Origin of the sequence: Haemophilus sp. SZY H68, assembly GCF_018829685.1 — a bacterium.
GTDB classification, from domain to species: domain Bacteria; phylum Pseudomonadota; class Gammaproteobacteria; order Enterobacterales; family Pasteurellaceae; genus Haemophilus; species Haemophilus haemolyticus_K.
This window is the reverse complement of sequence record NZ_JAHKKB010000001.1, coordinates 119,795-146,455: the sequence shown is the minus strand read 5'-3', so window position 1 is coordinate 146,455 and position 26,661 is coordinate 119,795. Positions and strand designations below refer to the sequence as shown.

22 protein-coding genes and 4 tRNA genes are annotated in these 26,661 nt (G+C 38.2%); 17 read left to right on the top strand and 9 right to left on the bottom strand.

The window, feature by feature from the left end; all coding sequences use genetic code 11:
• Positions 1–312: 312 nt before the first annotated feature.
• The 5 genes from nrdD (at position 313) to KP712_RS00710 (ending at position 5,501) form a co-directional block, all read left to right on the top strand.
• A complete protein-coding gene (gene nrdD, locus KP712_RS00730; RefSeq protein ID WP_204714228.1) occupies positions 313–2,436 on the top strand; it encodes an anaerobic ribonucleoside-triphosphate reductase in 2,124 nt (707 codons plus the stop codon).
• A gap of 676 nt (positions 2,437–3,112) precedes the next feature.
• Complete coding sequence (locus KP712_RS00725; protein ID WP_215770457.1) at positions 3,113–3,262, top strand: hypothetical protein; 150 nt, start codon at positions 3,113–3,115, stop codon at positions 3,260–3,262.
• A 47-nt stretch (positions 3,263–3,309) separates the two neighbouring features.
• On the top strand, positions 3,310–3,564 hold the full coding sequence (locus KP712_RS00720; protein WP_204714229.1) for a hypothetical protein: 255 nt from the start codon (positions 3,310–3,312) through the stop codon (positions 3,562–3,564).
• A 199-nt stretch (positions 3,565–3,763) separates the two neighbouring features.
• The gene (gene tesB, locus KP712_RS00715) at positions 3,764–4,624 is read left to right on the top strand and encodes an acyl-CoA thioesterase II (RefSeq protein WP_215770456.1); all 861 of its coding nucleotides are present in this window, start codon (positions 3,764–3,766) and stop codon (positions 4,622–4,624) included.
• A gap of 10 nt (positions 4,625–4,634) precedes the next feature.
• Positions 4,635–5,501, top strand: a complete 867-nt coding sequence (locus KP712_RS00710) for a ferritin-like domain-containing protein (protein ID WP_215770455.1) — start codon at positions 4,635–4,637, stop codon at positions 5,499–5,501.
• Positions 5,502–5,693: 192 nt separating this feature from the next.
• Here KP712_RS00710 and trxA read toward each other — a convergent pair whose 3' ends face one another.
• Positions 5,694–6,017 (bottom strand): thioredoxin, encoded by a 324-nt coding sequence (gene trxA, locus KP712_RS00705; RefSeq protein WP_048954178.1) that lies wholly within the window; start codon positions 6,015–6,017, stop codon positions 5,694–5,696.
• A 149-nt stretch (positions 6,018–6,166) separates the two neighbouring features.
• A complete protein-coding gene (locus KP712_RS00700; protein ID WP_215770454.1) occupies positions 6,167–7,276 on the bottom strand; it encodes a methionine biosynthesis PLP-dependent protein in 1,110 nt (369 codons plus the stop codon).
• Between the two features lie 245 nt (positions 7,277–7,521).
• On the opposite strand from KP712_RS00700, the gene KP712_RS00695 reads away from it, so the two are divergent.
• The 4 genes from KP712_RS00695 (at position 7,522) to KP712_RS00680 (ending at position 7,917) form a co-directional block, all read left to right on the top strand.
• A tRNA-Gly gene (locus tag KP712_RS00695) sits at positions 7,522–7,597 on the top strand.
• Positions 7,598–7,603: 6 nt separating this feature from the next.
• A tRNA-Cys gene (locus KP712_RS00690) sits at positions 7,604–7,677 on the top strand.
• Positions 7,678–7,704: 27 nt separating this feature from the next.
• Positions 7,705–7,791 (top strand) — tRNA-Leu (locus tag KP712_RS00685).
• Positions 7,792–7,841: 50 nt separating this feature from the next.
• A tRNA-Lys gene (locus KP712_RS00680) sits at positions 7,842–7,917 on the top strand.
• 143 nt (positions 7,918–8,060) lie between these two features.
• On the opposite strand, the gene KP712_RS00675 is transcribed toward KP712_RS00680, so the two are convergent.
• On the bottom strand, positions 8,061–8,681 hold the full coding sequence (locus KP712_RS00675; protein WP_215770453.1) for a DUF1440 domain-containing protein: 621 nt from the start codon (positions 8,679–8,681) through the stop codon (positions 8,061–8,063).
• A gap of 197 nt (positions 8,682–8,878) precedes the next feature.
• On the opposite strand from KP712_RS00675, the gene KP712_RS00670 reads away from it, so the two are divergent.
• The gene (locus tag KP712_RS00670; RefSeq protein ID WP_215770452.1) at positions 8,879–9,928 is read left to right on the top strand and encodes an AI-2E family transporter; all 1,050 of its coding nucleotides are present in this window, start codon (positions 8,879–8,881) and stop codon (positions 9,926–9,928) included.
• 62 nt (positions 9,929–9,990) lie between these two features.
• Here the strand turns inward: KP712_RS00670 and xerD are convergent, their stop codons facing one another.
• From xerD to proC, 3 genes are read right to left on the bottom strand one after another with little or no spacing between them, the layout of a single operon-like run.
• Positions 9,991–10,884, bottom strand: coding sequence for a site-specific tyrosine recombinase XerD (gene xerD / locus KP712_RS00665; protein WP_215770451.1), 894 nt, complete (start codon positions 10,882–10,884; stop codon positions 9,991–9,993).
• 30 nt (positions 10,885–10,914) lie between these two features.
• Positions 10,915–12,081, bottom strand: coding sequence for a 3-phenylpropionate MFS transporter (locus tag KP712_RS00660; RefSeq protein ID WP_215770450.1), 1,167 nt, complete (start codon positions 12,079–12,081; stop codon positions 10,915–10,917).
• The gene (gene proC, locus KP712_RS00655; protein WP_215770449.1) at positions 12,081–12,896 is read right to left on the bottom strand and encodes a pyrroline-5-carboxylate reductase; all 816 of its coding nucleotides are present in this window, start codon (positions 12,894–12,896) and stop codon (positions 12,081–12,083) included. The genes KP712_RS00660 and proC overlap by 1 nt, the downstream gene beginning before the upstream one ends.
• 65 nt (positions 12,897–12,961) lie before the next feature.
• On the opposite strand from proC, the gene rdgC reads away from it, so the two are divergent.
• Positions 12,962–13,870: a recombination-associated protein RdgC gene (gene rdgC / locus KP712_RS00650; protein ID WP_215770448.1), complete on the top strand. Its 909-nt coding sequence runs from the start codon at positions 12,962–12,964 to the stop codon at positions 13,868–13,870.
• Between the two features lie 28 nt (positions 13,871–13,898).
• On the opposite strand, the gene brnQ is transcribed toward rdgC, so the two are convergent.
• Positions 13,899–15,209, bottom strand: a complete 1,311-nt coding sequence (brnQ, locus tag KP712_RS00645) for a branched-chain amino acid transport system II carrier protein (protein ID WP_215770447.1) — start codon at positions 15,207–15,209, stop codon at positions 13,899–13,901.
• Positions 15,210–15,443: 234 nt separating this feature from the next.
• Between brnQ and nhaA the strand changes: the two genes are divergently transcribed.
• Positions 15,444–16,607, top strand: coding sequence for a Na+/H+ antiporter NhaA (nhaA, locus tag KP712_RS00640; RefSeq protein ID WP_215770446.1), 1,164 nt, complete (start codon positions 15,444–15,446; stop codon positions 16,605–16,607).
• A gap of 38 nt (positions 16,608–16,645) precedes the next feature.
• On the opposite strand, the gene KP712_RS00635 is transcribed toward nhaA, so the two are convergent.
• Positions 16,646–17,107: an Lrp/AsnC family transcriptional regulator gene (locus tag KP712_RS00635; RefSeq protein WP_048954187.1), complete on the bottom strand. Its 462-nt coding sequence runs from the start codon at positions 17,105–17,107 to the stop codon at positions 16,646–16,648.
• A 118-nt stretch (positions 17,108–17,225) separates the two neighbouring features.
• Here KP712_RS00635 and rarD point away from each other — a divergent pair, with 118 nt between their 5' ends.
• Together rarD and KP712_RS00625 are read left to right on the top strand one after the other, a co-directional pair.
• Complete coding sequence (gene rarD / locus KP712_RS00630) at positions 17,226–18,113, top strand: EamA family transporter RarD (RefSeq protein ID WP_215770445.1); 888 nt, start codon at positions 17,226–17,228, stop codon at positions 18,111–18,113.
• Positions 18,114–18,251: 138 nt separating this feature from the next.
• The gene (locus KP712_RS00625) at positions 18,252–19,670 is read left to right on the top strand and encodes a sucrose-specific PTS transporter subunit IIBC (RefSeq protein WP_215770444.1); all 1,419 of its coding nucleotides are present in this window, start codon (positions 18,252–18,254) and stop codon (positions 19,668–19,670) included.
• Positions 19,671–19,773: 103 nt separating this feature from the next.
• Here KP712_RS00625 and uvrA read toward each other — a convergent pair whose 3' ends face one another.
• A complete protein-coding gene (gene uvrA, locus KP712_RS00620) occupies positions 19,774–22,605 on the bottom strand; it encodes an excinuclease ABC subunit UvrA (protein WP_215770443.1) in 2,832 nt (943 codons plus the stop codon).
• A gap of 154 nt (positions 22,606–22,759) precedes the next feature.
• Here uvrA and KP712_RS00615 point away from each other — a divergent pair, with 154 nt between their 5' ends.
• From KP712_RS00615 to eno, 3 genes are all read left to right on the top strand, one after another.
• Positions 22,760–23,266, top strand: a complete 507-nt coding sequence (locus tag KP712_RS00615) for a single-stranded DNA-binding protein (protein ID WP_005638876.1) — start codon at positions 22,760–22,762, stop codon at positions 23,264–23,266.
• A gap of 199 nt (positions 23,267–23,465) precedes the next feature.
• On the top strand, positions 23,466–25,103 hold the full coding sequence (gene pyrG / locus KP712_RS00610) for a glutamine hydrolyzing CTP synthase (protein ID WP_009500874.1): 1,638 nt from the start codon (positions 23,466–23,468) through the stop codon (positions 25,101–25,103).
• Between the two features lie 190 nt (positions 25,104–25,293).
• Entirely contained in the window at positions 25,294–26,604 is a 1,311-nt protein-coding gene (gene eno, locus KP712_RS00605; RefSeq protein ID WP_005635098.1) for a phosphopyruvate hydratase, read from the top strand.
• The last annotated feature ends 57 nt before the right edge of the window (positions 26,605–26,661 follow it).

The window sequence follows — 26,661 nt, the reverse complement described above, 5'->3', positions numbered from 1 at the left end:
TAAGATAAAAAAGAGCGGTCGATTTTTCGGCCGTTTTTTATATCCATAAATAAAAATTATATGATTAATTTTATTGTTCCCCCTCCCCTTCCGTTTTAAAAATGAAAACTTTGATCTCGCTCACAAAATCAAAAAATATTTGAGAAAAGTTCTCAACAACTTAATTTGATATTTTTCTAATAAAATCAATCTTTAACAAAATTATCTTACGATAAAAGGTCTAAAAACACTACATATTGTGTGTTGATTATCTTTTTAGATCTATATATAGTGCACACCTCATTTCAAAACACTATATATTGGAGCTATATTATGAGTAACTTTAGGGTCATCAAGCGCGATGGTTCTCGTGCAGAGTTTGAGATTCAACGTATCATCAATGCCATTAAAAAAGCCGCAAGTGCAGTCAATATTTCCGATGAATTTTATTGCCACCAAATTGGGCAAGAAGTAGGAAATGAAATTTTCACCCATCATCAAGGCGAGATTGATATTAATCAGATTCAAAAAATCGTTGAAGATAAATTGATGGCAAGTCGTTATCCTGAGGTTGCTCGTGCCTATATCGAATATCGTCATGATCGTGATTTAGCCCGCGAAAAACGTAGCCAGCTAACAAAAGAAATTGAAGGCTTGATTGAACAAAGCAACGTAGAATTACTTAATGAAAACGCCAATAAAGACGCCAAAGTGATTCCAACGCAACGTGATTTGCTAGCTGGTATTGTGGCAAAACATTATGCCAAACACCATATTCTTCCGCGCGATGTGGTGGAGGCTCACGAAAAAGGTGAAATTCATTATCACGATTTAGACTACGCACCATTCTTCCCAATGTTTAACTGTATGTTAGTGGATTTAAAAGGCATGCTTTCTCATGGTTTTAAAATGGGTAATGCGGAAATCGAACCCCCAAAATCTATCGGCACCGCAACGGCAGTGACAGCACAAATTATCGCCCAAGTGGCCAGCCATATTTACGGCGGCACAACCATTAACCGTATTGATGAAGTGCTTTCCCCTTATGTGCAAATCAGTTACGAAAAACACCTCAAACATGCCCAAGAATGGAACGTGCCTGATGTTGAAGGTTATGCAAAAGCATTGATTGAAAAAGAATGTTTCGATGCCTTCCAATCTTTAGAATATGAAGTGAATACACTACATACTTCAAATGGGCAAACGCCATTTGTGACCTTTGGTTTTGGTTTAGGTACAAGCTGGCAATCCCGCTTAATTCAGCAAGCTATTTTGAAAAATCGTATTCGTGGACTTGGAAAAAATCATAAAACGCCAGTCTTTCCAAAACTTGTTTTCACCATTAAAAAAGGCTTGAACCAAACTCAAGGCGATCCGAATTACGATATCAAACAACTCGCATTGGAATGTGCATCAAAACGTATGTATCCAGATATTCTCAATTACGATCAGGTTGTCAAAGTCACGGGATCTTTTAAAGCCCCTATGGGATGCCGTAGTTTTTTAGGTGCATACGAAGAAAACGGTCATGAAATTCATGATGGGCGTAACAATCTTGGCGTGGTAAGTTTGAATTTACCGCGTATCGCGTTGGAGTCTAAAAACGAAGAAGATTTCTACCGCACTTTAGATGAGCGTTTGGCTATTGCGAAAAAAGCATTAATGACGCGAGTTGCCCGCCTTGAAAATACCAAAGCACGCGTTGCTCCTATTCTTTATATGGAAGGCGCATGCGGCGTGCGGTTAAAAGCGGATGAAAATGTGGCACAAATTTTCAAAAATGGACGCGCCTCTATTTCGCTCGGCTATATCGGTATTCATGAAACCATTAATGCACTGTATAACAAAGGGCATATTTTTGATGATGAACAATTACGCGAAAAAGGCATTGCGATTGTTCGCCACCTTAGTGAGGCAGTTAAACGCTGGCAAAAAGAAACAGGCTATGCCTTCAGCCTTTACTCCACGCCAAGTGAAAACTTATGCGACCGCTTCTGCCGTCTAGACACCAAAAAATTTGGCGTGATTGAAGGCGTAACAGATAAAGGCTACTACACGAATAGTTACCACTTAGATGTAGAAAAGAAAGTGAATCCTTACGACAAACTGGATTTCGAAATGGCCTATCCCCCACTCGCTAGCGGCGGTTTTATTTGCTACGGTGAATATCCAAATATTCAACACAACTTAAAAGCATTGGAAGATGTGTGGGATTATAGCTACGATCGCGTGCCTTACTACGGCACAAACACACCGATTGACGAATGTTACGAATGTGGTTTCACCGGTGAGTTTGAATGTACCAGCAAAGGTTTTGTCTGCCCTAAATGTGGCAATCACGATAGTACAAAAGTGTCTGTCACTCGCCGCGTCTGTGGCTATCTAGGCAGCCCTGATGCCCGCCCATTTAATGCGGGAAAACAGGAAGAAGTGAAACGGAGAGTGAAACATTTATAGAAGTTCGGCTAAATTTAGCCGATAACTTAGTACATTTCTTGAAAATAATGGGGCGTTCAATACGCCCTTTATTACTCCTATTAGCTTTTCGATATTTTTATCAATAATAAATCTCTATCTACCTCAATCCCTTTGGAATCCTTAAACTAATAATTATTAAGAATAAAGAGACGGACTATGACAACAGCAGAACATTTCAATAACTTCGCATTATTACCGCCAATATGCTTTTAATGCGACCGTGAATCTCAGCGGAAAAATGGAGAACTGACGAGCCTTGTACTCATATTAAATGCTTAATTAATGTAAATGATAGGAGAAAAATTATGTGGTTACCTGCAGCAGAATTAATCGTTGTTGCTGTTGTAACAGAGATGGTTGAACGCCTTATGGAGAATTAGTGCCTCTCAGCTAGGCAAGTTCTGTAAACTTACTACATCAATATTAGCCAACAAAATAGGAGGAAGAATATGTTTGAACGCTTACTTCTTGTCGCTCGTGCTACAGCCATTGCAAGAGCAGGAGAAAACGCATCTAAAGATTAAACTTTGGCTGTATGCGGTGCCGAAAACCGCTATTGTGTCATAATGAATTAACATTATAGAAATGCTACTAGTGTATTAAAAAACTCTGCTAAAATGGACCGCACTTTTGGCTGAGTTTTGAAAAAAGAAGAATGATAAAAATTATTCAATATTTAATCAAATCAATACCCAACTATTCAAATATCAGAAAAAGTTGGGAAATTGCTCAGGGAAGCCTTGCCACACAAGGCTCTAACACCCCACAGCAGTCGAAAGACATTGCACCGTTCCAAAGAGATTGAAACATATCAGAAACCAAAATAAAAATTAAGATTAGGTGGATTTTATAATGGATAACGAAAATCTAAATTCATGCATCAATCCTGCAACAGGACTTCCTATGGTTGGAGATGTTGATATTAAAGGAAATCTTTATGGTACGGGGTCATTTAATTTTAATGATATTTGTCCTCAAAACTATGAAGAGGATAAGGATAGTAACGAAAATGAAAATGATGAAGATATAAGCAATTTAGCATTTGCTATTTTCATCCTTTCTCTCATTTTATTTATGGGATTATTCTACTACATCGTATTTAAATAAGGAGATCATTATGTCAGGTGTAAATAAAGTCATTATTATAGGCTTTTTAGGTAGCGACCCAGTCGAAAGACATTGCTCTGTTCCAAAGGGATTAAAATTAAGCTTTTTACTTCTATCTTAAAATTATTGCTAGCTTTGGCATTCCTAAAAATCTCCGCTAAAATAACCGCACTTTTATCGTCTCTTCAAGGAAAGCAATATGTCAGATATTCTCAATAACCTTATTCATCTTCTTAAACTTGAAAAAATTGATGATTTAATCTTTCGTGGAGAAAGCCAAGATTTAGGTTTTCGCCAAGTATTTGGCGGGCAAGTTGTGGCTCAAGCATTATCAGCAGCAATGCAAGTGGCGCCAGAAGATCGCATTTTACATTCTTGTCATGCCTATTTCCTTGCTCCAGGAGACAGCCAATATCCGATTATTTACGATGTGGAAACCTTGCGTGAAGGGCGTAATTTTTCTGCATTACGCGTAAAAGCCATTCAACATAAAAATACCGTTTGTCATGTAACCGCCTCTTTCCAAGTGCCAGAAAAAGGTTTTGAACATCAAAATACGATGCCAAATGTTGGCACGCCTGAAGACTTTACAGATGAAAATGTAATGCTACAAAAAGTGGCTCAAACCTTGCCAGAACCACTCAATGAAAAATTTTCGGCAGAGCGTCCATTTGAGGTACGTACCAAATATTTGAATAATCCATTTAATGGGACAAAATTGCCAGCCGAACAATATTCTTGGTTTAAAACCAATGGTGAAACGCCGCTTGATATGAAAATTCAGCAATGTTTATTGGCTTATTTTTCCGATTTTCACTGTATTTTGACCGCACTTCATCCGCATGAAAAAGGCTTTTTACAAAAAGGAATGAAAGTAGCAACCATTGATCATAGTATTTGGTTCCATCGTCCGTTTGATTTAAATCACTGGCATTTGCACGCAATTGAAAGCAATAATGCGTTTGGAGGCCGTGGCTTAGCACGCGGGCAGATTTTCTCGCAAGATGGTCAATTAATCGCGACAACACAACAAGAAGGCTTGATCCGTTTTAACGAATAAGAGAGAAAAAATGACCGCACTTATTACACAATTTTGGCAACAAGTTGAAACCGCACTAAAAACAGCGAATCCACAAGAAAAATGTAGTTTAGTTAATGATCTCTACGATAATCTTCTGCCACAAATTCAATTGATTAAATTAGAAGATTTTCCTGAAGTCGTGCCGCAAAATAATATTGCTGCTTTTCCTGAAAAACCGCTCTTAGTTGCACCAAAAGATGTGCCAAAACGTTCTTTTGCCACAGAAGAAGGCTATGCTGCCACATTGCACGCTATCGCACATATTGAATTTAATGCGATTAATTTAGGCTTAGATGCGGCTTGGCGATTCGGGCGTAATGCACAAGAAGAACTTGGCGAAGGTTTGGCTTTTGTGAAAGATTGGCTGCGTGTCGCTCGTGAAGAAAGCACGCATTTTTCCTTAGTCAATGAACATTTGAAAACATTGGGCTATCAATATGGTGATTTTGAAGCTCATGCTGGATTATGGGAAATGGCGCAAGCCACCGCTCACGATATTTGGGAGCGAATGGCGTTAGTTCCTCGTGTATTAGAAGCAAGAGGCCTCGATGCAACACCTGTTCTGCAAGAGAAAATCGCACAACGTAAAGATTTTGCCGCTGTGAACATTTTAGATATTATTTTGCGCGATGAAATTGGCCATGTGTATATCGGAAATCATTGGTATCACGCACTTTCTAAAAAACGTGGTTTGGATGCGATGAAATGCTTTACTGAGCTGTTACACAAATATCGTATTGTAATTTTTAAAGGTGTCATTAATACCGATGCTCGTATTCAAGCAGGTTTCACGCAGCATGAGTTGGATTGGATTTATGAAGTGGAACAAACATTAAAATCTTATATGAAAAAATAAATATCTTGATGTCTTAGACTTTTATCGTTTGTGCTATTTCTTATTTCCTCATAATGATCTTCAAACTGGAAAACAGAACGCTCAACCCGGCCATCATAAAATAACTACAACAAACAACCACTCAAATTAAAATGATAGGTGATATAAAAAAGCCATACAATTTGTAACTGTATGGCTTTATAGAATATAAAATTAAATGTGTTGATTAATAAAATTTGCCAATTGTGTTTTTGGTAATGCCCCAACTTGAGTAGCAACAACTTGACCATTTTTGATCAATAATAATGTTGGGATACTACGAACACCAAATTGTGCTGGCGTTGTTTGGTTATCATCCACATTCATTTTTACAATTTTTACTTTACCTGCAAATTCAGGAGCAAGCTCATCTAAAACAGGAGCAATCATTTTACAAGGACCACACCACGGTGCCCAAAAATCTAATAATACAGGGATATCTGAATTCACAACGATACTTTCAAAGTCAGCATCATTAATATGTAATACTTCGCTCATTTTTATTTCCTTATTTTATGAATAATGTTCAACACAAGAACATTTTTGATTTACTAGTGAGATAAAGAATAACACCGTTTTAACAAATGTAAACTTATTGTTTTAATTGTCAAAAACTAAATAGCAAGTAAAATCTCACTTCATCCTTATTATTTCAAATTAGAAAATGCCTGTAATAAGTCCGCTTTAATATCTTCTACATCTTCAATACCGACTGAAAAACGCAGCAAGGTATTCGTAATTCCACGGGCTACACGCTCAGATTCTGGAATATCCATATGGGTTTGCGTTGCTGGATAAGTAATAAAACTTTCTGTGCCGCCTAGACTTTCTGCAAAAGTAATCAATTTGATTGATTTTAAGAATGTATTAACCCAAGCTTCATCTTGCAAACGGAAAGACAACATCCCACCTTTATTTGGATAAAGCACCGATTCCACTTGTGGTTGAACTTTTAAAAATTCTGCAATGGCTTGTGCATTTTCTTGATGGCGTTTCATACGCAAAGAAAGGGTTTTCATACCACGAATAGTCAGCCAAGAATCAAAAGGTGAAAGCACTGCACCCGCACCATTTTGAATATAAGCAATGCGATCGCAAAGTTCTTGCCCTTTCGCAATAATCAAACCAACAAGTGCATCATTATGGCCAGCAATATATTTAGTCCCGCTGTGAATCACCACATCTGCGCCTAAATCTAATGGACGAGAAAGCACTGGCGTTAAAAACGTATTGTCCACGATCAACATCAAGTTATGTTTTTTCGCAAGTTTTGCAATTTCAACCACATCGCATTCTTCCATTAAAGGATTTGATGGGGTTTCAATAAAAATCGCTTTAGTATTTGGGTTAATTGCCGCCTCAATTTCAGAAGCAGATGCTGTATTGACATAAACAGGCTTTACACTATTGTTATTTTTATAAGAGAAATCTAATAGTCGATAAGTACCACCATACACATCGCTAGAAACGATCCATTCATCTGGGGCAGCGAAAAGCGTCATCAAAACTTGAATTGCAGCCATACCAGAAGAAAAAGCAAAACCACGATCTCCATTTTCTAATTTAGCTATCGTTTCTTCTAATACTGTGCGAGTTGGGTTTTTAGTCCGCGTATAGTCAAACCCTGTACTCTCGCCAATTCCATGATGCCCATAAGCAGTAGAAAGAAAAATTGGCGCAGAAACAGAACCAGTTCGCTTATCACTTCGATTACCAGCTTGTGCTAATAAGGTATCAATTGCATATTGTTGTATCATAACATCCTCTAAAAACAATAAAAATTCACCGCACTTTCATGCTATAAAATATACTGAACATTTTGGCATAAAGGGAAAAGTGATAAAAGCAGAAATTATATAATTGAATAAATTTCTATTTATTCATCATTTTGTGAGAATTATTTAAACAAAGTGAATCTTTTTTAAACGGTTAAAAAAAATTTTTTACTCTATGATTGACAGCTTTTTAAATTTCCGTAAAATGCGCACCACTAACAGCGAATGCGGGAATAGCTCAGTTGGTAGAGCACGACCTTGCCAAGGTCGGGGTCGCGAGTTCGAGCCTCGTTTCCCGCTCCAATTCGTGGCGTGTTAGCAAAGCGGTTATGCACTGGATTGCAAATCCATGTAGCTCGGTTCGACTCCGGGACACGCCTCCATAATACGCAAATGTTAGTTGTCTATATGCCCGAGTGGTGGAATCGGTAGACACAAGGGATTTAAAATCCCTCGCCTTTCGAGGCGTGCCAGTTCAAGTCTGGCTTCGGGCACCATTTAAATACCAATCCAAAGATTTTAAAATTTACTTTAAAATCATCTAATTGGGTCGTTAGCTCAGTCGGTAGAGCAGCGGACTTTTAATCCGTTGGTCGAAGGTTCGAATCCTTCACGACCCACCAATATTAAAAACTTACAACGCTTAAAATTTTATCTTGCGATTACACAAAAAATACTAAATATATTATTCATATTCTATTTAAAATAAAAAAATAACTGCACTTAGTTTCCTAATATGCAGTTATCTTCGTATTAGCTAGAGAAATTAACGTACCTGACCTAATGGAATCTCTGCGTCTGGTTCATTTGTAATGCGATTACGTAAATCACGACGAATCACTTCAATAGTCCAGAACCAGAAAATATGTCCCACTAATTCTGAAATATGTTCATATAATGACCACTCTGCAACTGGCGGTGTTAAACCTAATGCAGGGACAGTAATATAGTGAACACAAATATTGGCAATAATACCAGCTCCGATACCCTGCCAAAATTTAATTTTAGGGAAGCGTTCTGCAACTATACAATAACCAATAGCAAATACTAAAGAGAAAATAATATGCGTGACACCAATCCAGTTAAATGCATGATCCGCAAATATAAATGCAGCTTGAGTCGGGTCAATACCAATGTAATCACGTAAAAAAACATGTGATGGATTTAGAAATGCACGTGAGCATACAGAAAGAATCTGGTCTTGACTTAAACCTGTCACATCCACTTTACAAGCTGCGGCAAAGAAATCAATTGGGCTGCGTGGTGGAAATGGATGCTCAGCCCCCCATTTTACAAATGCAGAAATAATTCCTGCGATGATGCCGACAAAAATAGCTACGCCATAACGACGACGATTTGCAGGGCTTTGAGTAAAAATACCTGACATATTTTGCTCCGAAATTAAGAAAAAATAACCGCACTTGCTATACAAAACTCAGTCATAACCAAAATGCGAAACAAATTTTGTTTTAATAACAAAATCTAGGTAGAAATGTTAAAGAATTTAAAAGATTAGCCAAGTGCCAACTATAAACAACAAATAATTTCACTTATAATGACTCAAAATATTCATTGAGAAGTACTATGTTAGAAATGTTGAGAAATTGGTATATACGCCGATTAAGCGATCCTCAAACAATGGGATTACTTGCTATTTTATTGTTTGGCTTCCTTGCTATTTATTTTTTTGGAAATCTAATCGCACCGCTGCTTATTGCTATCGTATTAGCCTATTTACTCGAAATGCCAATTCGTTTCTTAAACTTACGTTTACGCTTTCCAAGGATCATGGCCACTATTCTTGTCTTTGGTAGCTTTATCAGTATCGCTACCATATTCTTTTTAATTCTTGTTCCAATGCTTTGGAATCAAAGTATTTCCTTATTAAGCGATTTACCTGCGATGTTTAATAAACTCAATGAATGGTTACTTAATCTACCTGAGCATTATCCAGAACTCATTGATTATTCTATGGTAGATTCCATTTTTAATTCTGTACGAGAAAAAATTCTTGGTTTTGGTGAATCGGTGGTGAAACTGTCTTTAACATCAATTATGAACTTAGTTTCTCTCGGTATTTATGCTTTCTTAGTACCACTAATGATGTTCTTCATGTTAAAAGATAAAAAAGAACTTTTACAAGGAGTGAGCCGATTTCTGCCAAGAAACCGTCATTTAGCTTCCAAGGTTTGGATAGAAATGCAACAACAAATTTCTAATTATATTCATGGTAAATTATTAGAAATTTTGATTGTAACTTTAATTACTTATATTATTTTTCTTATTTTTGGCTTGAATTATCCACTTCTCTTGGCATTTGCTGTAGGGCTTTCAGTGTTAGTGCCTTATATTGGAGCTGTACTTGTCACCATTCCTGTTGCCTTAGTCGCATTATTCCAATTTGGTGTAAGCCCAACATTTTGGTATATCATCATTGCTTTTGCCATAAGTCAACTTTTAGATGGCAATTTACTTGTTCCTTATTTATTCTCTGAGGCAGTAAACTTACATCCATTAGCGATCATTATTTCAGTATTAATTTTCGGTGGATTGTGGGGGTTCTGGGGCGTATTTTTTGCCATTCCACTAGCAACTTTAGTGAAAGCAGTTCTAAATGCTTTACCTGAAGATTAATATGAAATATTCAGATAAAGGAATAATTTAAAACAGTTTATTTCATTACTATGCGTTTTTAATTACCCTCTAGGATGAAATTTTTCATGCAATCGTTTCAATCTCTCTTTTGCCACATGAGTATAAATCTGTGTTGTGGATAAATCTGTATGCCCTAGCAACATTTGCACCACACGTAAATCCGCACCGTGATTCACTAAATGGGTGGCAAAAGCATGGCGAAGAACGTGAGGGGAAAGTGCATCAGCATCAATCTCTGCGAGAATGGCATAATGTTTTACACGATGCCAGAAAGTTTGACGAGTCATTTGCTGTGCACGCTGACTTGGAAACACAACATCAGAACTCTGCCCATTTAATAGCACAGGACGACCATAAAACATAAATTGACGAACCCAATAGGCAGCTTCTTCTCCCATTGGCACAATACGCTCTTTGTTCCCTTTACCAATCACTCGCACCACGCCTTGTTGCACGCTCATGTTTTCAATCGTCAGCGAAACTAACTCCGTTACACGAAGCCCCGTTGCATAAAGCAACTCTAACATTGCTTTATCGCGTAACTCCAAAGGCACGTCCACATCTGGCGTATTGAGTAAATCTGATACTTGTTGCTCAGTTAAATATTTTGGCAAGCGACTGGGTAATTTAGGCGAACTTAGCACCGCACTTGGATCATCCACTCGGTATTTTTCCCGATATAAATATTGGAAAAGTTTACGCATCGCACTTAACATTCTCGCGGTGCTCGTGGCTTTGTAACCTTTCTCCAAACGTTCCCTCAGAAAACCTTGCAAATCAACAGCATCTAAAGTTTCCAAAGACAAGCCGTTTTTATCCAACCAATCACAAAGTGCGGTTAAATCCAAACGATAAGATTGAACGGTATTTTCTGAAAGCCCTTTTTCAATCCAATATTCGTTAAGAAACAAATCAATGAGCGCAAGATTTTTCATATTACTTTTCTACAAGGCAAGCGATGCGTCCTATTTATGCTGAACAATCAAAAAGGCATTTAACTTGCGTGGAATCACAAAAAATGCGGCTGCCGCGATGATGCTCATAAATACAAATGTCATCGCTGGCAACGTTGGATAAATCATACCAGCAATCGCAGTGAAAATAGCAATGAGCACACCATTCGATAAACCATTATACAAACCTTGTAACTTCGCAATATGGCTTTGCGGCTGGGTGGTGATATAGCGAACAATCGCATAATGGCACACGGCATAAGTCAAACTATGCATAAGTTGCAATAAGAATATCAACCAAAAATCTTCAATATATCCCATTACAGCCCAGCGTCCAACGCACGCAAACGCAGAAATATAAAGTAGCACACTAATAGAAATATTTTGAAATAAGCGACGAGAGAAGAAAAATAATACAATTTCTGCTAATACGCCAATGCCCCAAAGTAAGCTAGTTTGAGAAACGGAGATCCCAATACTTGTCCAATAAATCGTGCTATACACATAATAAGCCGCATGAGAGCCTTGAATGAGTCCCACTGCAATCATGACGCGCAATGTAATAGGATTTTTCAGTAACGCAATAAAACCAATATTATTTTGAGCGCCACCTTCAGGTATCTCATCTTTTGGAGGAATAGTTGGTTTTAAAAGCTGAATGATGGTATAGAAAGATAAAAGTGCGGTTAAAATCCACACGATATTTTGCTCGCCGACCCAGCCAATCATGCCGCCGAACACCACTACGCCAAGGATAAAGGCAGAAGAGCCAATCAAACGTACTTTGCCGTAATCTAAGCCGATTTGTCGTTGCCAAGTGGATGCCAACGAATCCCCAATCGGCATTCCAGCTGAATTCACAGAAGCATACAAACCAATAGCAATAAACAACAACCAAAAATTATGCGCAACTAAACTCATAGCCACCATAATAATGGCCGATGCTAACGCCAATAGACGTAAGGAATTAATAATATGATTGGCTTTTTTAATTAGCGATGAAAAAAATAATCCGCCCGCAAATCGGAAAATATAAGCACTCCCGATCACCAAACCAATCATTTCTTCACCATATTGTTGAGATTTCAACCATGCTGGGAAGAACGGCAAAAACACGCCATAAGCGCAGTAATAACCTAGAAAGCTCAGAGCGAGCCAATAAAAAGGACGAACTTGCATCAAAATAAAGTTTCCATTTCTTGTGAACGAGACGAGCAAGCCTGCATAGCTTGCTCTATTGTTTGAGTAAAATGTTGTGCGTCAAATACTGCTAACGCAGCCGCAGTGGTGCCACCTTTCGAGGTAACATTTTCACGCAAAGTTGAAAGTGCAATTTGCGGATTTTCAGTCACCATTTTGGCTGCACCAAGCATGGATTGCTGCACTAATTCACGGGCAGTTTTCTCATCAATATTCATTTTGATTAAGGCTTGCTGCATCGCTTCCAGCATCAAAAAGAAATAGGCTGGGCTACTGCCTGAAGCGGCAGTTACTGCGTGCATTTGAGTTTCATCATCCACCCAAACTGTTCTTCCCACTGCCTCCAATAAATCTTGCGCAAAAGTGCGGTGATTTTCGCTCGTATTTTTCGGTGCAAATAAACCAGCCATGCCTTCCCCCACCAACGCGGGCGTATTTGGCATGACGCGCACTATCGATTTTATACTTGGAATTAATGCGTTCAAGCGTTCAGTTGAAATACCCGCAGCAATGGAAATTAATAATTTATCGGAAAAATCCACCGCACTTAGTAACGAACAAACTTCAGCCATCATTTGAGGTTTTACCGCAAGCAATACTACTTCCGCTTTGATTACACTTTCCGCATTATTTTCTGAAGTTGCCACGCCAAGATTGGCAAAAAATACCCTTTTTTCCTCATTCGGATCATTCACAATAATTTGCTCAGCAGGATAACCCTGTTTCAACAAGCCAAGAATAATAGCCTGCGCCATATTGCCGCCGCCAATAAAGGCAATCAATTTGTGTTGCATCGTTTTTCCTACTTTTATGGGCTATAATGTCGCACATTCTACCCTATATTGAAGGAAGTGTTACGATGTGGTTCAAAAATTTAATGACTTATAGACTAACTAAACCGCTAGATTGGGATCTTGCACAGCTACAAACTCAACTGGAAGATTGTCAATTCCACCCTTGCGGTGCTCAAGATCAAAGTAAATTTGGTTGGTCTGCTCCATTAAGAGGTTCTGATTTACTCTATTTTTCTGTAGGAAAGCAAATTCTATTAGTGGCGAAAAAAGAAGAAAAAATCTTGCCGGCAAATGTGGTCAAACGTGAACTAGATGAACGCATTGAAAGCCTTGAACAAAAAGAAAATCGCAAACTTAAAAAGGTAGAAAAACAAACATTAAAAGATGATGTTGTGATGAATTTATTACCTCGTGCGTTTAGTAAAAATCAGCATACGGCGCTATGGATTGATACGGAAAATAATCTTGTTCATGTTGATGCCGCATCGAGTAAACGCTCGGAAGATGCACTTGCATTACTGCGTAAATCCTTAGGATCGCTTCCTGTCGTGCCTTTAGCCTTTGCTAATGAACCCAGCACGATTTTAACAAATTGGATCCTTCAAGATAGCTTACCGCATTGGTTAATTGCATTAGAAGAAGCCGAGCTTCGTGGCAGTCAGGAAGACAGCGTTATTCGTTGTAAAAAACAACCCTTAGAAAATGAAGAAATTCTCGCACTTCTGCAGGATGGCAAAAAAGTAGTAAGTAAATTAGCCTTAGAATGGGAGGATACCTTAACTTTCGTTTTTAACGAGAATTGCACCCTCAAACGTTTAAAATTTGCAGATAGTGTACGCGAAAAAAATGATGATATTCTGAAAGAAGATTTTGCACAGCGTTTCGATGCAGATTTTGTACTGATGACAGGTATTTTAGCCAAACTCACCGAAAATTTATTAGGTGAATTTGGCGGAGAAAAAACTAGATTATAAAGATATGCGGCTAAAAAATGCCGCAACTTTATTTTTTAATGTTAGTAAATAACTTTCCTATAAAAATGCTCACTACAAGCATCACGAATGCCGGCACTAACCATGCCATTCCTTCTGATGAAAGAGGAAAATCTTTCAATAATATGTTAATGCTTTCAGGTAACATTTGTACATTATTTAAACTATCACATAAGCTAAAGCATAGTGTGACAATTAAAGAACTATAGTAAGTCAATTTGATTGATGGTAATTTATTACGTAAAAATTGCAAAAACACTAATACAATCGCTATAGGGTAGATCAATAATAGGGCCGGAATCGTAATACGAAGTAAATCAGTTAAGCCATATTGAGAAACAGTGATTGTCATTGCAGTAAAAACTGCTACCCAAAACGGATAAGAAAAACGTACTGAAAATTTCGCAAAATAATCAGCTGAAGCACTCGTTACGCCAACAAGAGTAGTTAAACTTGCTAGTACGATAATTCCCGCCATAATCCAAGTACCTGCTGAACCAAACAATGCCCCCACATAACGTGAGAAAACTTGTCCACCATTTGTTACACCTTCAGCAACCGAGGCACTTGTTGCACCAAGGTAAAAGAGTGAAAAGTATAATCCAGCAAGCAAAATGACTGAAACAAAACCTGCTAAAATGGTATATCTCACAATATCTTTTGTATGAACCACATTTTTTGTGGCAAGTGCACGTGAGACAATTCCTCCAAATGCAATGGCAGCAAGCACATCCATAGTTTGATAACCACTTGTTAAACCGATGAATAAAGCCTGACCTGACTCATAAGCTTTTGTGGGAGCCTGAATCTCGGATAATGGAGAAATAAAAACTGTCACCGCTACCACAACTAATAACACCAATAATGCTGGCGTCATAAATTTACCTACACTTGAAATAATCGTGTTTGGACGAATCATAAATCCCATCGCGATTAAGTTAAAAACAAGAGAAAAAACAAATCTAACTGTTAAATTATCCTCCATCAATCCTAAAGGTAACCACGCCATTTCATAAGCAACATTTGTAATTCGCGGCATGGCAAAGGTAGAACCAATTGTTAAATATAAAATAACAAGAAAAGCAGTCCCTGCCCATTTAGGTAAATCTTTCGTTAATTCTTCACCTCGCCCTAAAATAGAAACAACAACCAATGTAATAAAAGGCATAAAAACTCCAGTTAATACAAATCCAAAAGAGGCGCTAGCCCAATTGTACCCTGCAGTAAAACCTTCCATTGGTGGAAAAATAATATTCCCTGCTCCTAAAAATAAAGCGAAGATCATCATCCCCAAAACAATAATATCTTTACGTGAAAACATAATTTCTAACCCAAAAATAAAAAGGCGTGCATTCTACAATAATTTATTACAATGCACATAAAATCTCTATTTAATAATACGAAAAATGAGATATTCATCACAATATAATTCATGTTATCAGCAATTCATACAAAATGCTGGCAAAATCTTTCTCTCGTTCCCCATTTCATATAAAAATATGATAGTATGCGCTCTTTGTTAATTTTTTGTTATTGATTTTTGAAGGGGGATTACGTGTTACAACTTATCCAGCGATTTTTAAAATTAGAATCTGCCGGTGGAATTTTATTACTTTTATCTGCTGTAGCTGCAATGTTATTGGCCAATTCACCATTAAGTGAACAATATAACAACTTCTTAAATTTACCCGTAAGCATACAAATTGGCCATTTTGCAATCGATAAAACATTAATTCATTGGATCAATGATGGCTTTATGGCTGTATTTTTTATATTGGTCGGTATGGAAGTCAAAAAAGAATTATTTGAAGGCTCACTTTCTAGCTATCAACAAGCTATTTTCCCTGCTATAGCCGCAATAGGAGGAATGATTATTCCTGCTATCGTATATTGGTTCATTGCTAAACAAGATCCTAGTTTAGTAAATGGCTGGGCGATTCCTATGGCAACAGACATAGCCTTTGCTCTTGGCATTATGGCATTGCTAAGTAAACAAGTTCCACTTCCACTCAAAATTTTCTTGCTAGCGCTCGCTATTATAGACGACTTAGGTGCTATCGTTGTCATAGCCCTATTCTTTTCACATGGATTAAGCGTGCAAGCACTCTTCTTTTCAGCTATCACTATTATTGCATTAGTTTTATTAAACCGATTCAAAGTTTCTGCACTATGTGCCTACATGGTTGTTGGGGCAATTTTATGGGCTTCCGTTTTAAAATCAGGCGTTCATGCAACATTAGCAGGCGTAATTATTGGCTTTTGTATCCCATTGAATGGAAAAAATGGAGAAAAGCCACTACATGATTTTGAACATATTCTCGCACCTTGGTCGTCATTTATTATTCTGCCTCTATTTGCTTTTGCTAATGCTGGAGTAAGCTTTGAGGGACTCGATTTCACAATGCTCTCTTCCCCGTTACTATTAGCTATTGCACTTGGCTTAATTATAGGTAAACCAGTAGGTGTTTTTAGCTTTAGCTATATCTCCGTAAAATTAGGTTTAGCCAAATTACCTAACGGTGTTAATTTTAAACAAATTTTTGCCGTTGCGCTTTTGTGTGGAATTGGCTTTACAATGTCAATGTTTCTCGCAAGCCTTGCATTTGAGGCTGACGCGGGTGAAACTATAAATACTCTATCAAGATTAGGTATTTTATTAGGATCAACTATTTCTGCCGTCATCGGCTATTTTTGTTTAAAACAAACTACAAAGCCTTAGCATTATAATTGCAAAGTGCGGTGATTTTTCACCGCACTTTATAACACAATACCACTATCCGCCTTTGTAAAATTCATTACAAATAAACTTTTGAAAGTACGCACATGATACTCCCCTGTTAAAACACGACGAGTAAACGCATGATAACTTTCCATATCTTTAACATGTAATAGCAACATAAAATCATAATCTCCAGAAATTTCATAACAACTGACAACATCTGATTCTTGTCTCATTTTACGCTCAAACTGCTCTTGATAATAAGAATGTTGATTGTTCATTTCCACCATCACAAATACACTAATTGTCCGTCCTACAGCTTTAGGAGAAACAATAGCCACTTGTTTAGTTATCACGCCTTTTTCTATTAAAAATTGAATTCGTCGTTGGCAGGTTGCAATAGAACTATTAACATTTACGGCCAATTCTTTTAAAGGTATTGTTGCATCTTGTTGTAATGCATTTAGAATATCTCGATCTAATTTATCAAGGGAATTCATAAAAATTTTCTCACAAATCTAGCTAAATAGATAAAATTTATCACAAAACCTCATAAATTAAGAATTTTTATTTCTATAACAACCTATAATAATTTCATCTTCAATGATGGAGTTTTCAATGAAATTAATGACTCAAGGCATATTGCTTTGCATCTTTTCTCAACTTTTATTTGGTGTCCTTTATTTATTCAGCTTATGGTTACAACCATTAAGTGGAACTGACGTTTTCGCGTGGCGAATGGTAACAATGATATTTGGTCTATTATTGATTTTATTTCCAACAATTGGTTGTAAATCAATTTTACATTTAATGACCAACATACTTGGCTATAACTGGAAACGTTGGATACTTTTCTTACTCGGTACATTTGATGCTGGAAGCCAATTTTGGCTCTTTATGTGGGCACCGCTTAATAATGAAGGTGTAAATATTGCTATGGGATACTTCCTTTTTCCGCTTGTGATGGCTCTATTGGGAAGAATTTGGCTTAAGGAACAATTATCATCCACTCAAAAAATTGCTTTATTACTTGCCGCTTGTGGTGTATTCCATGAACTCTGGCATACACAAAGTTTTTCATGGACAAGCCTTTGGGTTTGCGCAGTATATCCCTTCTATTATTTAAGTAGAAAAGCCATGAAAATTCCTGCCTTGCAAGGCATTACCCTTGATGTCATCTTAATATCCATTCCTTCTATCATTTATTTATCTTACCAAAGCGATAGTTTGTCTTTGATTCTTCATAATTTTCACTACTGGTACTTATTACCAGCACTAGGAATTGTCAGTGCAGTTTCACTTTCTGCAAATTTAAAATCTAGCCAGCAAATTCCTGTTAGCATTTTTGCCGTATTAAGCTATATCGAACCAGTCTTATTATTTTTAGTTGCAGTATTTATTTTAAATATTCCAATGACGATTGACTACTTCACCTACGTTCCTATTTGGCTAAGCTTAGGCTTGTTAGGATTAAATGGATTAATAAAAAAGCGAGGTAATTATTAATTACATTATATGATTACTTACTATCAGCTTTGTTCCTTTATAACAATAGAATTCCCCTTATAGGATCATTTCACACTAGCCTGTTTTAATCCTTTCGGCTAAAATCGCGCCATTTCTATTTAAATGAGGAGAAAATCTATGAACTTCCCGAAAATAGCTGAACAAGTGATTGAAAAACTTGGTGGTAAAAATAACATTGCTACAGCAGCTCACTGTGCAACACGTTTACGTATCGTATTAAACGATGAAAGCAAAGTGGATAAAGAAGGTATCGAAGCAATTGAAGGGGTAAAAGGCCAATTCTCTGTGGCGGGTCAGTACCAAATTATTTTTGGCTCAGGTACGGTCAATAAAGTTCATGAACAACTTACTAAACAACTTGGTATTGGTGATGTAAGTAAAGCTGAAGTTGCAGAAGCTGCCTTAGGCCAACAGAATTTACTACAACGTATAGTAAAAGGTTTAGCCGATATTTTTGTCCCAATTATTCCAGCTATCGTTGCCGGAGGTCTATTAATGGGACTTTATTCAATGCTAACCTCTATCGGTTTCTTTTGGGATAATCATTCTGTTGTCACAAAGTATCCTGAAATATCTGATTTAGTTGATTTCATCAATACAATTGCAAATGCACCGTTTGTATTCTTACCTGTATTACTTGGTTTTTCAGCAACACGTAAATTTGGTGGAAATCCCTTCTTAGGCGCAGCATTAGGTATGCTTTTAGTCCATCCTTCATTATCTGATGGCTGGAATTATGCAAAAACATTGATGGAAGGAAATATTAAATACTGGAATGTATTTGGTCTTGAAATTGAAAAAGTTGGCTATCAAGGAACAGTTATTCCAACAATTATCTCAGCTTGGGTATTAACAACATTAGAAAAGAATTTCCGTAAATTTATACCATCTTATTTAGATAACTTAATCACCCCAATGTTTTCACTTTTTATTGCGGGTTTCCTTGCATTTACGGTAATTGGTCCATTTGGTCGAGAGGCTGGCTCTCTTATTTCAGCCGGATTAACTTGGTTATATGATACATTAGGTTTCTTTGGTGGAGCGATTTTCGGTACTTTATATGCACCAATTGTCATTACAGGTATGCATCAAACCTTTATCGCAGTAGAAACTCAATTGCTTGCCGAAATCGCACAAACTGGAGGAACATTCATCTTCCCGATTGCAGCAATGTCAAATATTGCACAGGGCGCAGCTTGTTTGGGTGTAGCCTTAGCATTAAAAGATGCCAAAATTCGTGGATTAGCTGTACCTTCAGGTATTTCTGCATTATTAGGTATCACAGAACCCGCTATGTTTGGCGTAAATTTACGTTACCGCCAAGCATTTATTGCTGCGATGATTGGTTCTGGGTTAGCTAGTGCATTTATTGCATTCTTTAACGTAAAAGCGATTGCATTGGGTGCCGCTGGTTTCTTAGGTATCCCATCTATCAAACCGGACAGTTTGGCAATGTACAGTATAGGAATGGTTATTTCATTTGTTGTAGCATTCAGCTTATCTTTCTTATTTGTAAAACGTGCACATACTAAATAACCTCATTACATCAAACAAATCACAATAAGAATCAAAAAGATAAATTTCTGCTAGAAATATATCAAAAAATAACCGCACATCGGATCAAAGTGCGGTTATTTTCTTAACGTTTTTCCAAAATTGGTTTAAGGAATCTGGCAGTATGAGATCCTTCGACTTTAGCGACTTCTTCGGGCGTGCCAGTAGCAATAATTTGTCCGCCACCGCTTCCCCCTTCAGGACCAAGATCGATAATCCAGTCTGCCGTTTTAATCACATCAAGATTGTGTTCAATGACGACAATAGTATTTCCTTGATCGCGTAATCGATGCAGTACTTCAAGTAATTGCTTAATGTCAGCAAAATGCAAACCAGTTGTCGGTTCATCTAGAATATACAAGGTTTTACCCGTATCACGTTTAGAAAGCTCAGTCGCTAGCTTAACGCGCTGCGCTTCACCGCCTGAAAGTGTTGTGGAAGATTGGCCTAATCGAATATAGGATAATCCCACATCCATCAAGGTTTGTAATTTTCTTGCAATCATTGGAATCGCATCAAAAAACTCGCGAGCCTCTTCCACCGTCATATCCAAAACTTGATGAATCGTTTTGCCTTTGTAACGAATTTCTAAGGTTTCGCGGTTATAGCGTTTACCTTTACATTGGTCGCAAGGGACATAAACATCGGGTAAAAAGTGCATTTCAACTTTGAGTACACCATCGCCCTGACAAGCCTCACAGCGTCCACCACGTACGTTAAAGCTAAAACGTCCTGGATTATAACCGCGCGCACGTGCCTCTGGAACGCCTGCAAAAAGTTCACGAATCGGGGTAAATAAGCCTGTATAAGTAGCTGGGTTTGAACGTGGCGTGCGTCCAATCGGGCTTTGGTTAATATCAATAACTTTATCGAAATGCTCTAATCCCTCGATAGACTGATAAGGTGCGTAATCCGTCTTTTCCGCTCGATTTAACGCATTTTGCGCAAGTGGAAATAAAGTATCATTAATGAGTGTTGATTTTCCTGAGCCTGATACACCAGTTACGCAAGTAAACAAGCCAACGGGAATATCTAAATTTACATTTTTTAAATTATTGCCTGATGCCCCTTTAAGTTTGAGCCATTTTTTCTTATCAAGTGCGGTGCGTTTTTTAGGAATGTCGATTTTATCTGCGCCCGATAAGAATTTTCCTGTGATGGAATTTGGATTCAGCATAATTTCATCAGCATTTCCTTGCGCAATAACTTGCCCGCCATGCACGCCTGCTCCAGGGCCGATATCAATAATATGGTCAGCTGCACGAATCGCGTCTTCATCGTGTTCCACGACAATTACCGTATTACCAAGATTACGCAGATGAATTAATGTGTTAAGTAAGCGTTCATTATCACGTTGGTGCAAGCCAATAGAAGGTTCATCTAATACGTACATCACACCAACAAGCCCCGCACCAATTTGGCTAGCAAGGCGAATACGTTGTGCTTCACCGCCTGAAAGAGTTTCAGCAGAACGAGAAAGAGAAAGATAATTCAAGCCAACATTGACTAAAAACTGCAAACGCTCACGAATTTCTTTAAGAATTTTTTCCGCAATTTGCGCTTTTTGACCAGTGAGAGAAAGTGCGGTGAAAAATTCAAGCGTTTCACCAATACTTTTTTCCGCGATCATCGGTAAATTCGTTTTTTCGATATACACATTACGCGCTTCTGGTCGTAAACGAGATCCGCCACAGTCTGCACAAGGTCGATTGCTAATATTTTTCGCTAATTCTTCCCGCACCGACATTGATTCCGTTTCTTTATATCGGCGAGCCATATTATTCAAAATTCCTTCAAAAGGATGCTTGCGAATAACCATATCGCCACGATCATTCATATATTGGAATTCAATTTCATCTTTACCTGAGCCATGCATAATGATGTGTTGAATTTTCTTTGGCAAAGATTCATAAGGGGCTTCAACATCAAAATCATAATGTTTCGCCAATGAGGTGAGCATTTGATAATAATAGAAATTTCGACGATCCCAACCTTTTACCGCACCACCAGCAAGGGAAATGGTTGGATTTTGTACCACACGATCTTCATCAAAATATTGCTGCATCCCCAAACCATCGCAAGTAGGGCAAGCTCCGGCCGGATTATTAAAGGAAAATAAACGAGGTTCTAATTCTGGCACAGAATAACCGCAATGCGGACAAGCAAAATTTGCCGAAAAAACTAATTCTTCCGCTTTCGGATTATCCATATCTGCCACAATCGCGGTGCCACCTGAAAGCTCTAATGCGGTTTCAAAAGACTCAGCTAAACGTGTTGCTAAATCTGACCGCACTTTAAAGCGATCCACCACCACTTCAATAGTATGTTTTTTCTGTAATTCTAATTTGGGCGGATCAGATAAATCGCAAATTTCGCCATCAATACGTGCACGAATGTAACCTTGTGCAGCAATATTTTCTAAAATCTTAACGTGTTCGCCTTTTCGATTTTTGACAACTGGCGCAAGTAACATCATCTTGCTGTCTTCTGGCAAACTTAATACTTTGTCCACCATTTGACTAATCGTTTGTGCCGTTAATGGAACATCATGATCTGGACAACGAGGTTCACCTACTCGAGCAAACAATAAACGTAAATAATCATAAATTTCGGTAATTGTTCCCACCGTAGAACGTGGATTGTGTGAGGTAGATTTTTGTTCAATGGAAATTGCAGGGGAAAGTCCCTCAATAGAATCCACATCAGGCTTTTCCATTAAAGATAAAAACTGACGTGCATATGCTGAAAGAGATTCAACATAGCGGCGCTGCCCTTCTGCATAAAGTGTATCAAACGCTAAAGAGGATTTTCCCGAACCTGAAAGCCCAGTAATCACCACAAGTTTATTGCGTGGAATAGTCAGATTAATATTTTTCAGGTTATGGGTTCGAGCCCCGCGAATATCGATATTTTCCATAAAATAACTCAAAAGAATAAAATAAGTTTAAATTCTGCGATCATTATCGCATATTTTAATATCTGTGCAAATATCCAGTTAAAATATATAGATCTTTTGAAAAATTTCAGGCAAAATAACCGCACTTTTTTAGATAAAAAATGAGGTTTTTTTTATGGCTGGAGTTAATAAAGTCATTATCGTGGGTCATCTAGGTAATGATCCTGAAATTCGTACCATGCCAAATGGCGATGCCGTAGCAAATATTAGCGTAGCGACTAGTGAAAGCTGGAACGACCGTAATACTGGCGAGCGCCGTGAAGTAACGGAATGGCACCGCATCGTATTCTATCGTCGTCAAGCGGAGATTTGCGGTGAATATTTACGCAAAGGCTCTCAAGTATATGTGGAAGGTCGTCTAAAAACGCGTAAATGGCAAGATCAAAATGGTCAAGATCGTTACACCACAGAAATTCAAGGTGATGTAATGCAAATGCTTGGTGCGCGCAATCAAAACGCAGGTGGCTACCCTAGTGATATGGGAGCTGCACCACAACCCTCTTACCAAGCTCGTCAAACTAACAATGGTGGTAGTTATCAATCATCTCGTCCAGCGCCACAACAAGCTGCACCACAGGCTGAGCCACCAATGGATGGATTCGATGACGATATCCCATTCTAATTAAAATAATTTGAAAACCATCTTTTGATGGTTTTCTTTTTTCTCTGGGTTTTCATTGAGATAATTTTCTAAATCAGGTAAACTACCGTCCCGTCTTTGATAGCTAGTTATCTTCGATTTTTGACCACACTTTTGGTTGATTTTGTCTGTAAGATGATTAGCTATAATCATTTATATCCCAATACAGATTAGGTTCCCTATGGCTACAAATTATATTTTCGTCACTGGCGGTGTGGTTTCATCGTTAGGTAAAGGCATTGCGGCAGCATCATTGGCGGCAATTTTAGAAGCACGTGGTTTAAACGTAACTATTATGAAATTAGATCCATATATTAACGTGGATCCAGGTACGATGAGCCCAACCCAACATGGGGAAGTTTTCGTCACTCAAGATGGCGCAGAAACAGATTTAGACTTAGGTCACTATGAGCGTTTTATCCGCACAAAAATGACTAAACGTAATAACTTCACCACAGGTAAAATTTATTCTGAAGTATTACGTAAAGAGCGTCGCGGCGATTATCTTGGTGCAACAATTCAGGTGATTCCACATATCACCAATGAAATTAAAGATCGCGTCATTGCTGGCGCTCAGGGTCATGATATTGTGATTGTTGAAGTGGGAGGTACCGTTGGGGATATTGAATCACTCCCATTCTTAGAAGCGTTACGTCAATTAGCCGTTCAAGTTGGTCGTGAACACACGTTATTTATGCACTTAACTTTAGTGCCTTATATTCCAACGGCGGGGGAAGTAAAAACTAAACCAACTCAACATTCTGTAAAAGAATTGCTTTCTATTGGTATTCAACCTGATGTGTTGATTTGTCGTTCCGATCGTATGATTCCGCCAAATGAGCGTGCGAAAATTGCTTTATTCTGTAACGTTCCGGAACGCGCAGTCATTTCATTAAAAGATGTAAATTCGATTTATCAAATTCCCGCATTATTAAAATCTCAAGGTTTAGATGATTTCGTCTGTGAACGTTTCCGTTTAACTTGCCCTGAGGCGGATCTGTCTGAATGGGAGCAAGTGCTTTACAAACAAGCTAATCCAGTGGGTGAAGTGACCATTGGGATGGTGGGTAAATATACTGAATTACCCGATGCCTATAAATCAGTAAATGAAGCATTGAAACATGCAGGTTTAACGAACCGTTTAAGCGTTAACATTAAATATATTGATTCCCAAGATGTTGAAACTAAAGGTGTTGAAGTATTAAAAGGAATTGATGGCATTCTTGTTCCTGGTGGATTCGGTTATCGTGGTGTGGAAGGTAAGATTCGTACTGCACAATATGCACGTGAAAACAAAATTCCTTACTTGGGCATTTGCTTAGGTATGCAGATCGCGTTGATTGAATATGCACGTAATGTAGCGGGTTTAACTAAAGCCAATTCATCTGAGTTTGATAAAGATTGTGAACAACCTGTGGTTGCATTAATCACGGAATGGCAAGATGCAGATGGTAATACAGAAGTGCGCACCGATGAATCTGATCTTGGCGGAACAATGCGTTTAGGCGCGCAACAATGTCATTTGGTGTCAGGCAGCCGTGCTCGCGAGCTTTATGGTAAAGAAACCATTGAAGAGCGTCACCGTCATCGCTATGAAGTGAACAATACTTTGCTCCCACAAATTGAAAAAGCAGGATTGAAAGTAACGGGCTTATCTGCAGATAAAAAATTGGTAGAAATTATCGAAGTGCCAAATCATCCTTGGTTTGTCGCTTGCCAATTCCATCCAGAATTTACTTCTACGCCTCGTGATGGTCATCCGTTGTTTGCAGGCTTCGTAAAAGCAGCTTATGAAAATCACAAACAATCTGTGAAGTAATGGATTAAATTAGAGTAAAAAGAGCGGTGAGAAACAACAAATTTTTTCACCGCTCTTTTATTTTGTAAAAATAGATAAAGATCAAAGCATACGCATTTTTTACAAGACAAAATCTCAAAATAGCTTTATCATATCGCCTGTTTTAGGCTCGCCTAACCCGTTTTAATTAACTTAATTGAGGAAAATAAAAATGGCAAAAATCGTTAAAGTGATTGGTCGCGAAATCATCGACTCACGCGGAAATCCAACTGTTGAAGCTGAAGTCCATCTTGAAGGTGGTTTTGTTGGTTTAGCTGCGGCTCCATCTGGTGCATCAACTGGTTCTCGCGAAGCATTAGAATTGCGCGATGGTGACAAATCTCGTTTCTTGGGTAAAGGCGTATTAAAAGCTGTAGCAGCAGTAAATGGCCCAATTGCTGAAGCAATTCTTGGTAAAGATGCGTCTAACCAGGCTGAAATCGACCAAATCATGATCGATTTAGACGGAACCGAAAACAAATCTAACTTTGGTGCAAACGCAATCTTAGCGGTATCTTTAGCAAACGCAAAAGCCGCTGCAGCATCTAAAGGTTTACCACTTTACGCTTACATTGCAGAATTGAACGGCACACCAGGCGTTTACTCTATGCCATTACCAATGATGAACATCATCAACGGTGGTGAACACGCAGACAACAACGTTGATATCCAAGAATTTATGATTCAACCAGTGGGTGCGAAAACATTACGTGAAGCACTTCGTATCGGTGCAGAAGTATTCCACAATCTTGCTAAAGTATTAAAATCTAAAGGCATGAGCACAGCAGTTGGTGACGAAGGTGGTTTCGCACCTAACTTAGCATCTAATGCAGACGCTTTAGCATGTATCAAAGAAGCAGTAGAGAAAGCAGGTTACGTATTAGGTAAAGACGTGACTTTAGCGATGGACTGCGCATCTTCTGAGTTCTACAACAAAGAAACTGGCAAATACGAAATGAAAGGCGAAGGCCGTTCATTCACTTCTCAAGAGTTCACACACTATCTTGAAGAATTAACTAAACAATACCCAATCGTGTCTATCGAAGATGGTCAAGATGAATCTGACTGGGAAGGTTTCGCATACCAAACTAAAGTGTTAGGTGACCGCGTTCAATTAGTGGGCGACGACTTATTCGTAACTAACACCAAAATCTTAAAAGAAGGTATCGAAAAAGGTATCGCAAACTCTATTTTAATCAAATTCAACCAAATCGGTTCTTTAACTGAAACTTTAGCAGCAATCAAAATGGCTAAAGATGCAGGTTACACCGCTGTGATCTCTCATCGTTCAGGCGAAACCGAAGATGCGACTATCGCTGATTTAGCGGTTGGTACAGCAGCAGGTCAAATCAAAACGGGTTCTATGAGCCGTTCTGACCGTATTGCGAAATACAACCAATTAATCCGTATCGAAGAAGCATTAGAACGCGCGGGTACTCCAGCGGCATTCCCTGGCTTAAAAGCGGTTAAAGGTCAAGCGTAATTCACGCTGAATTTACTGTAAAATCTCACCGCACTTTGTATAAAAGTGCGGTGTTTT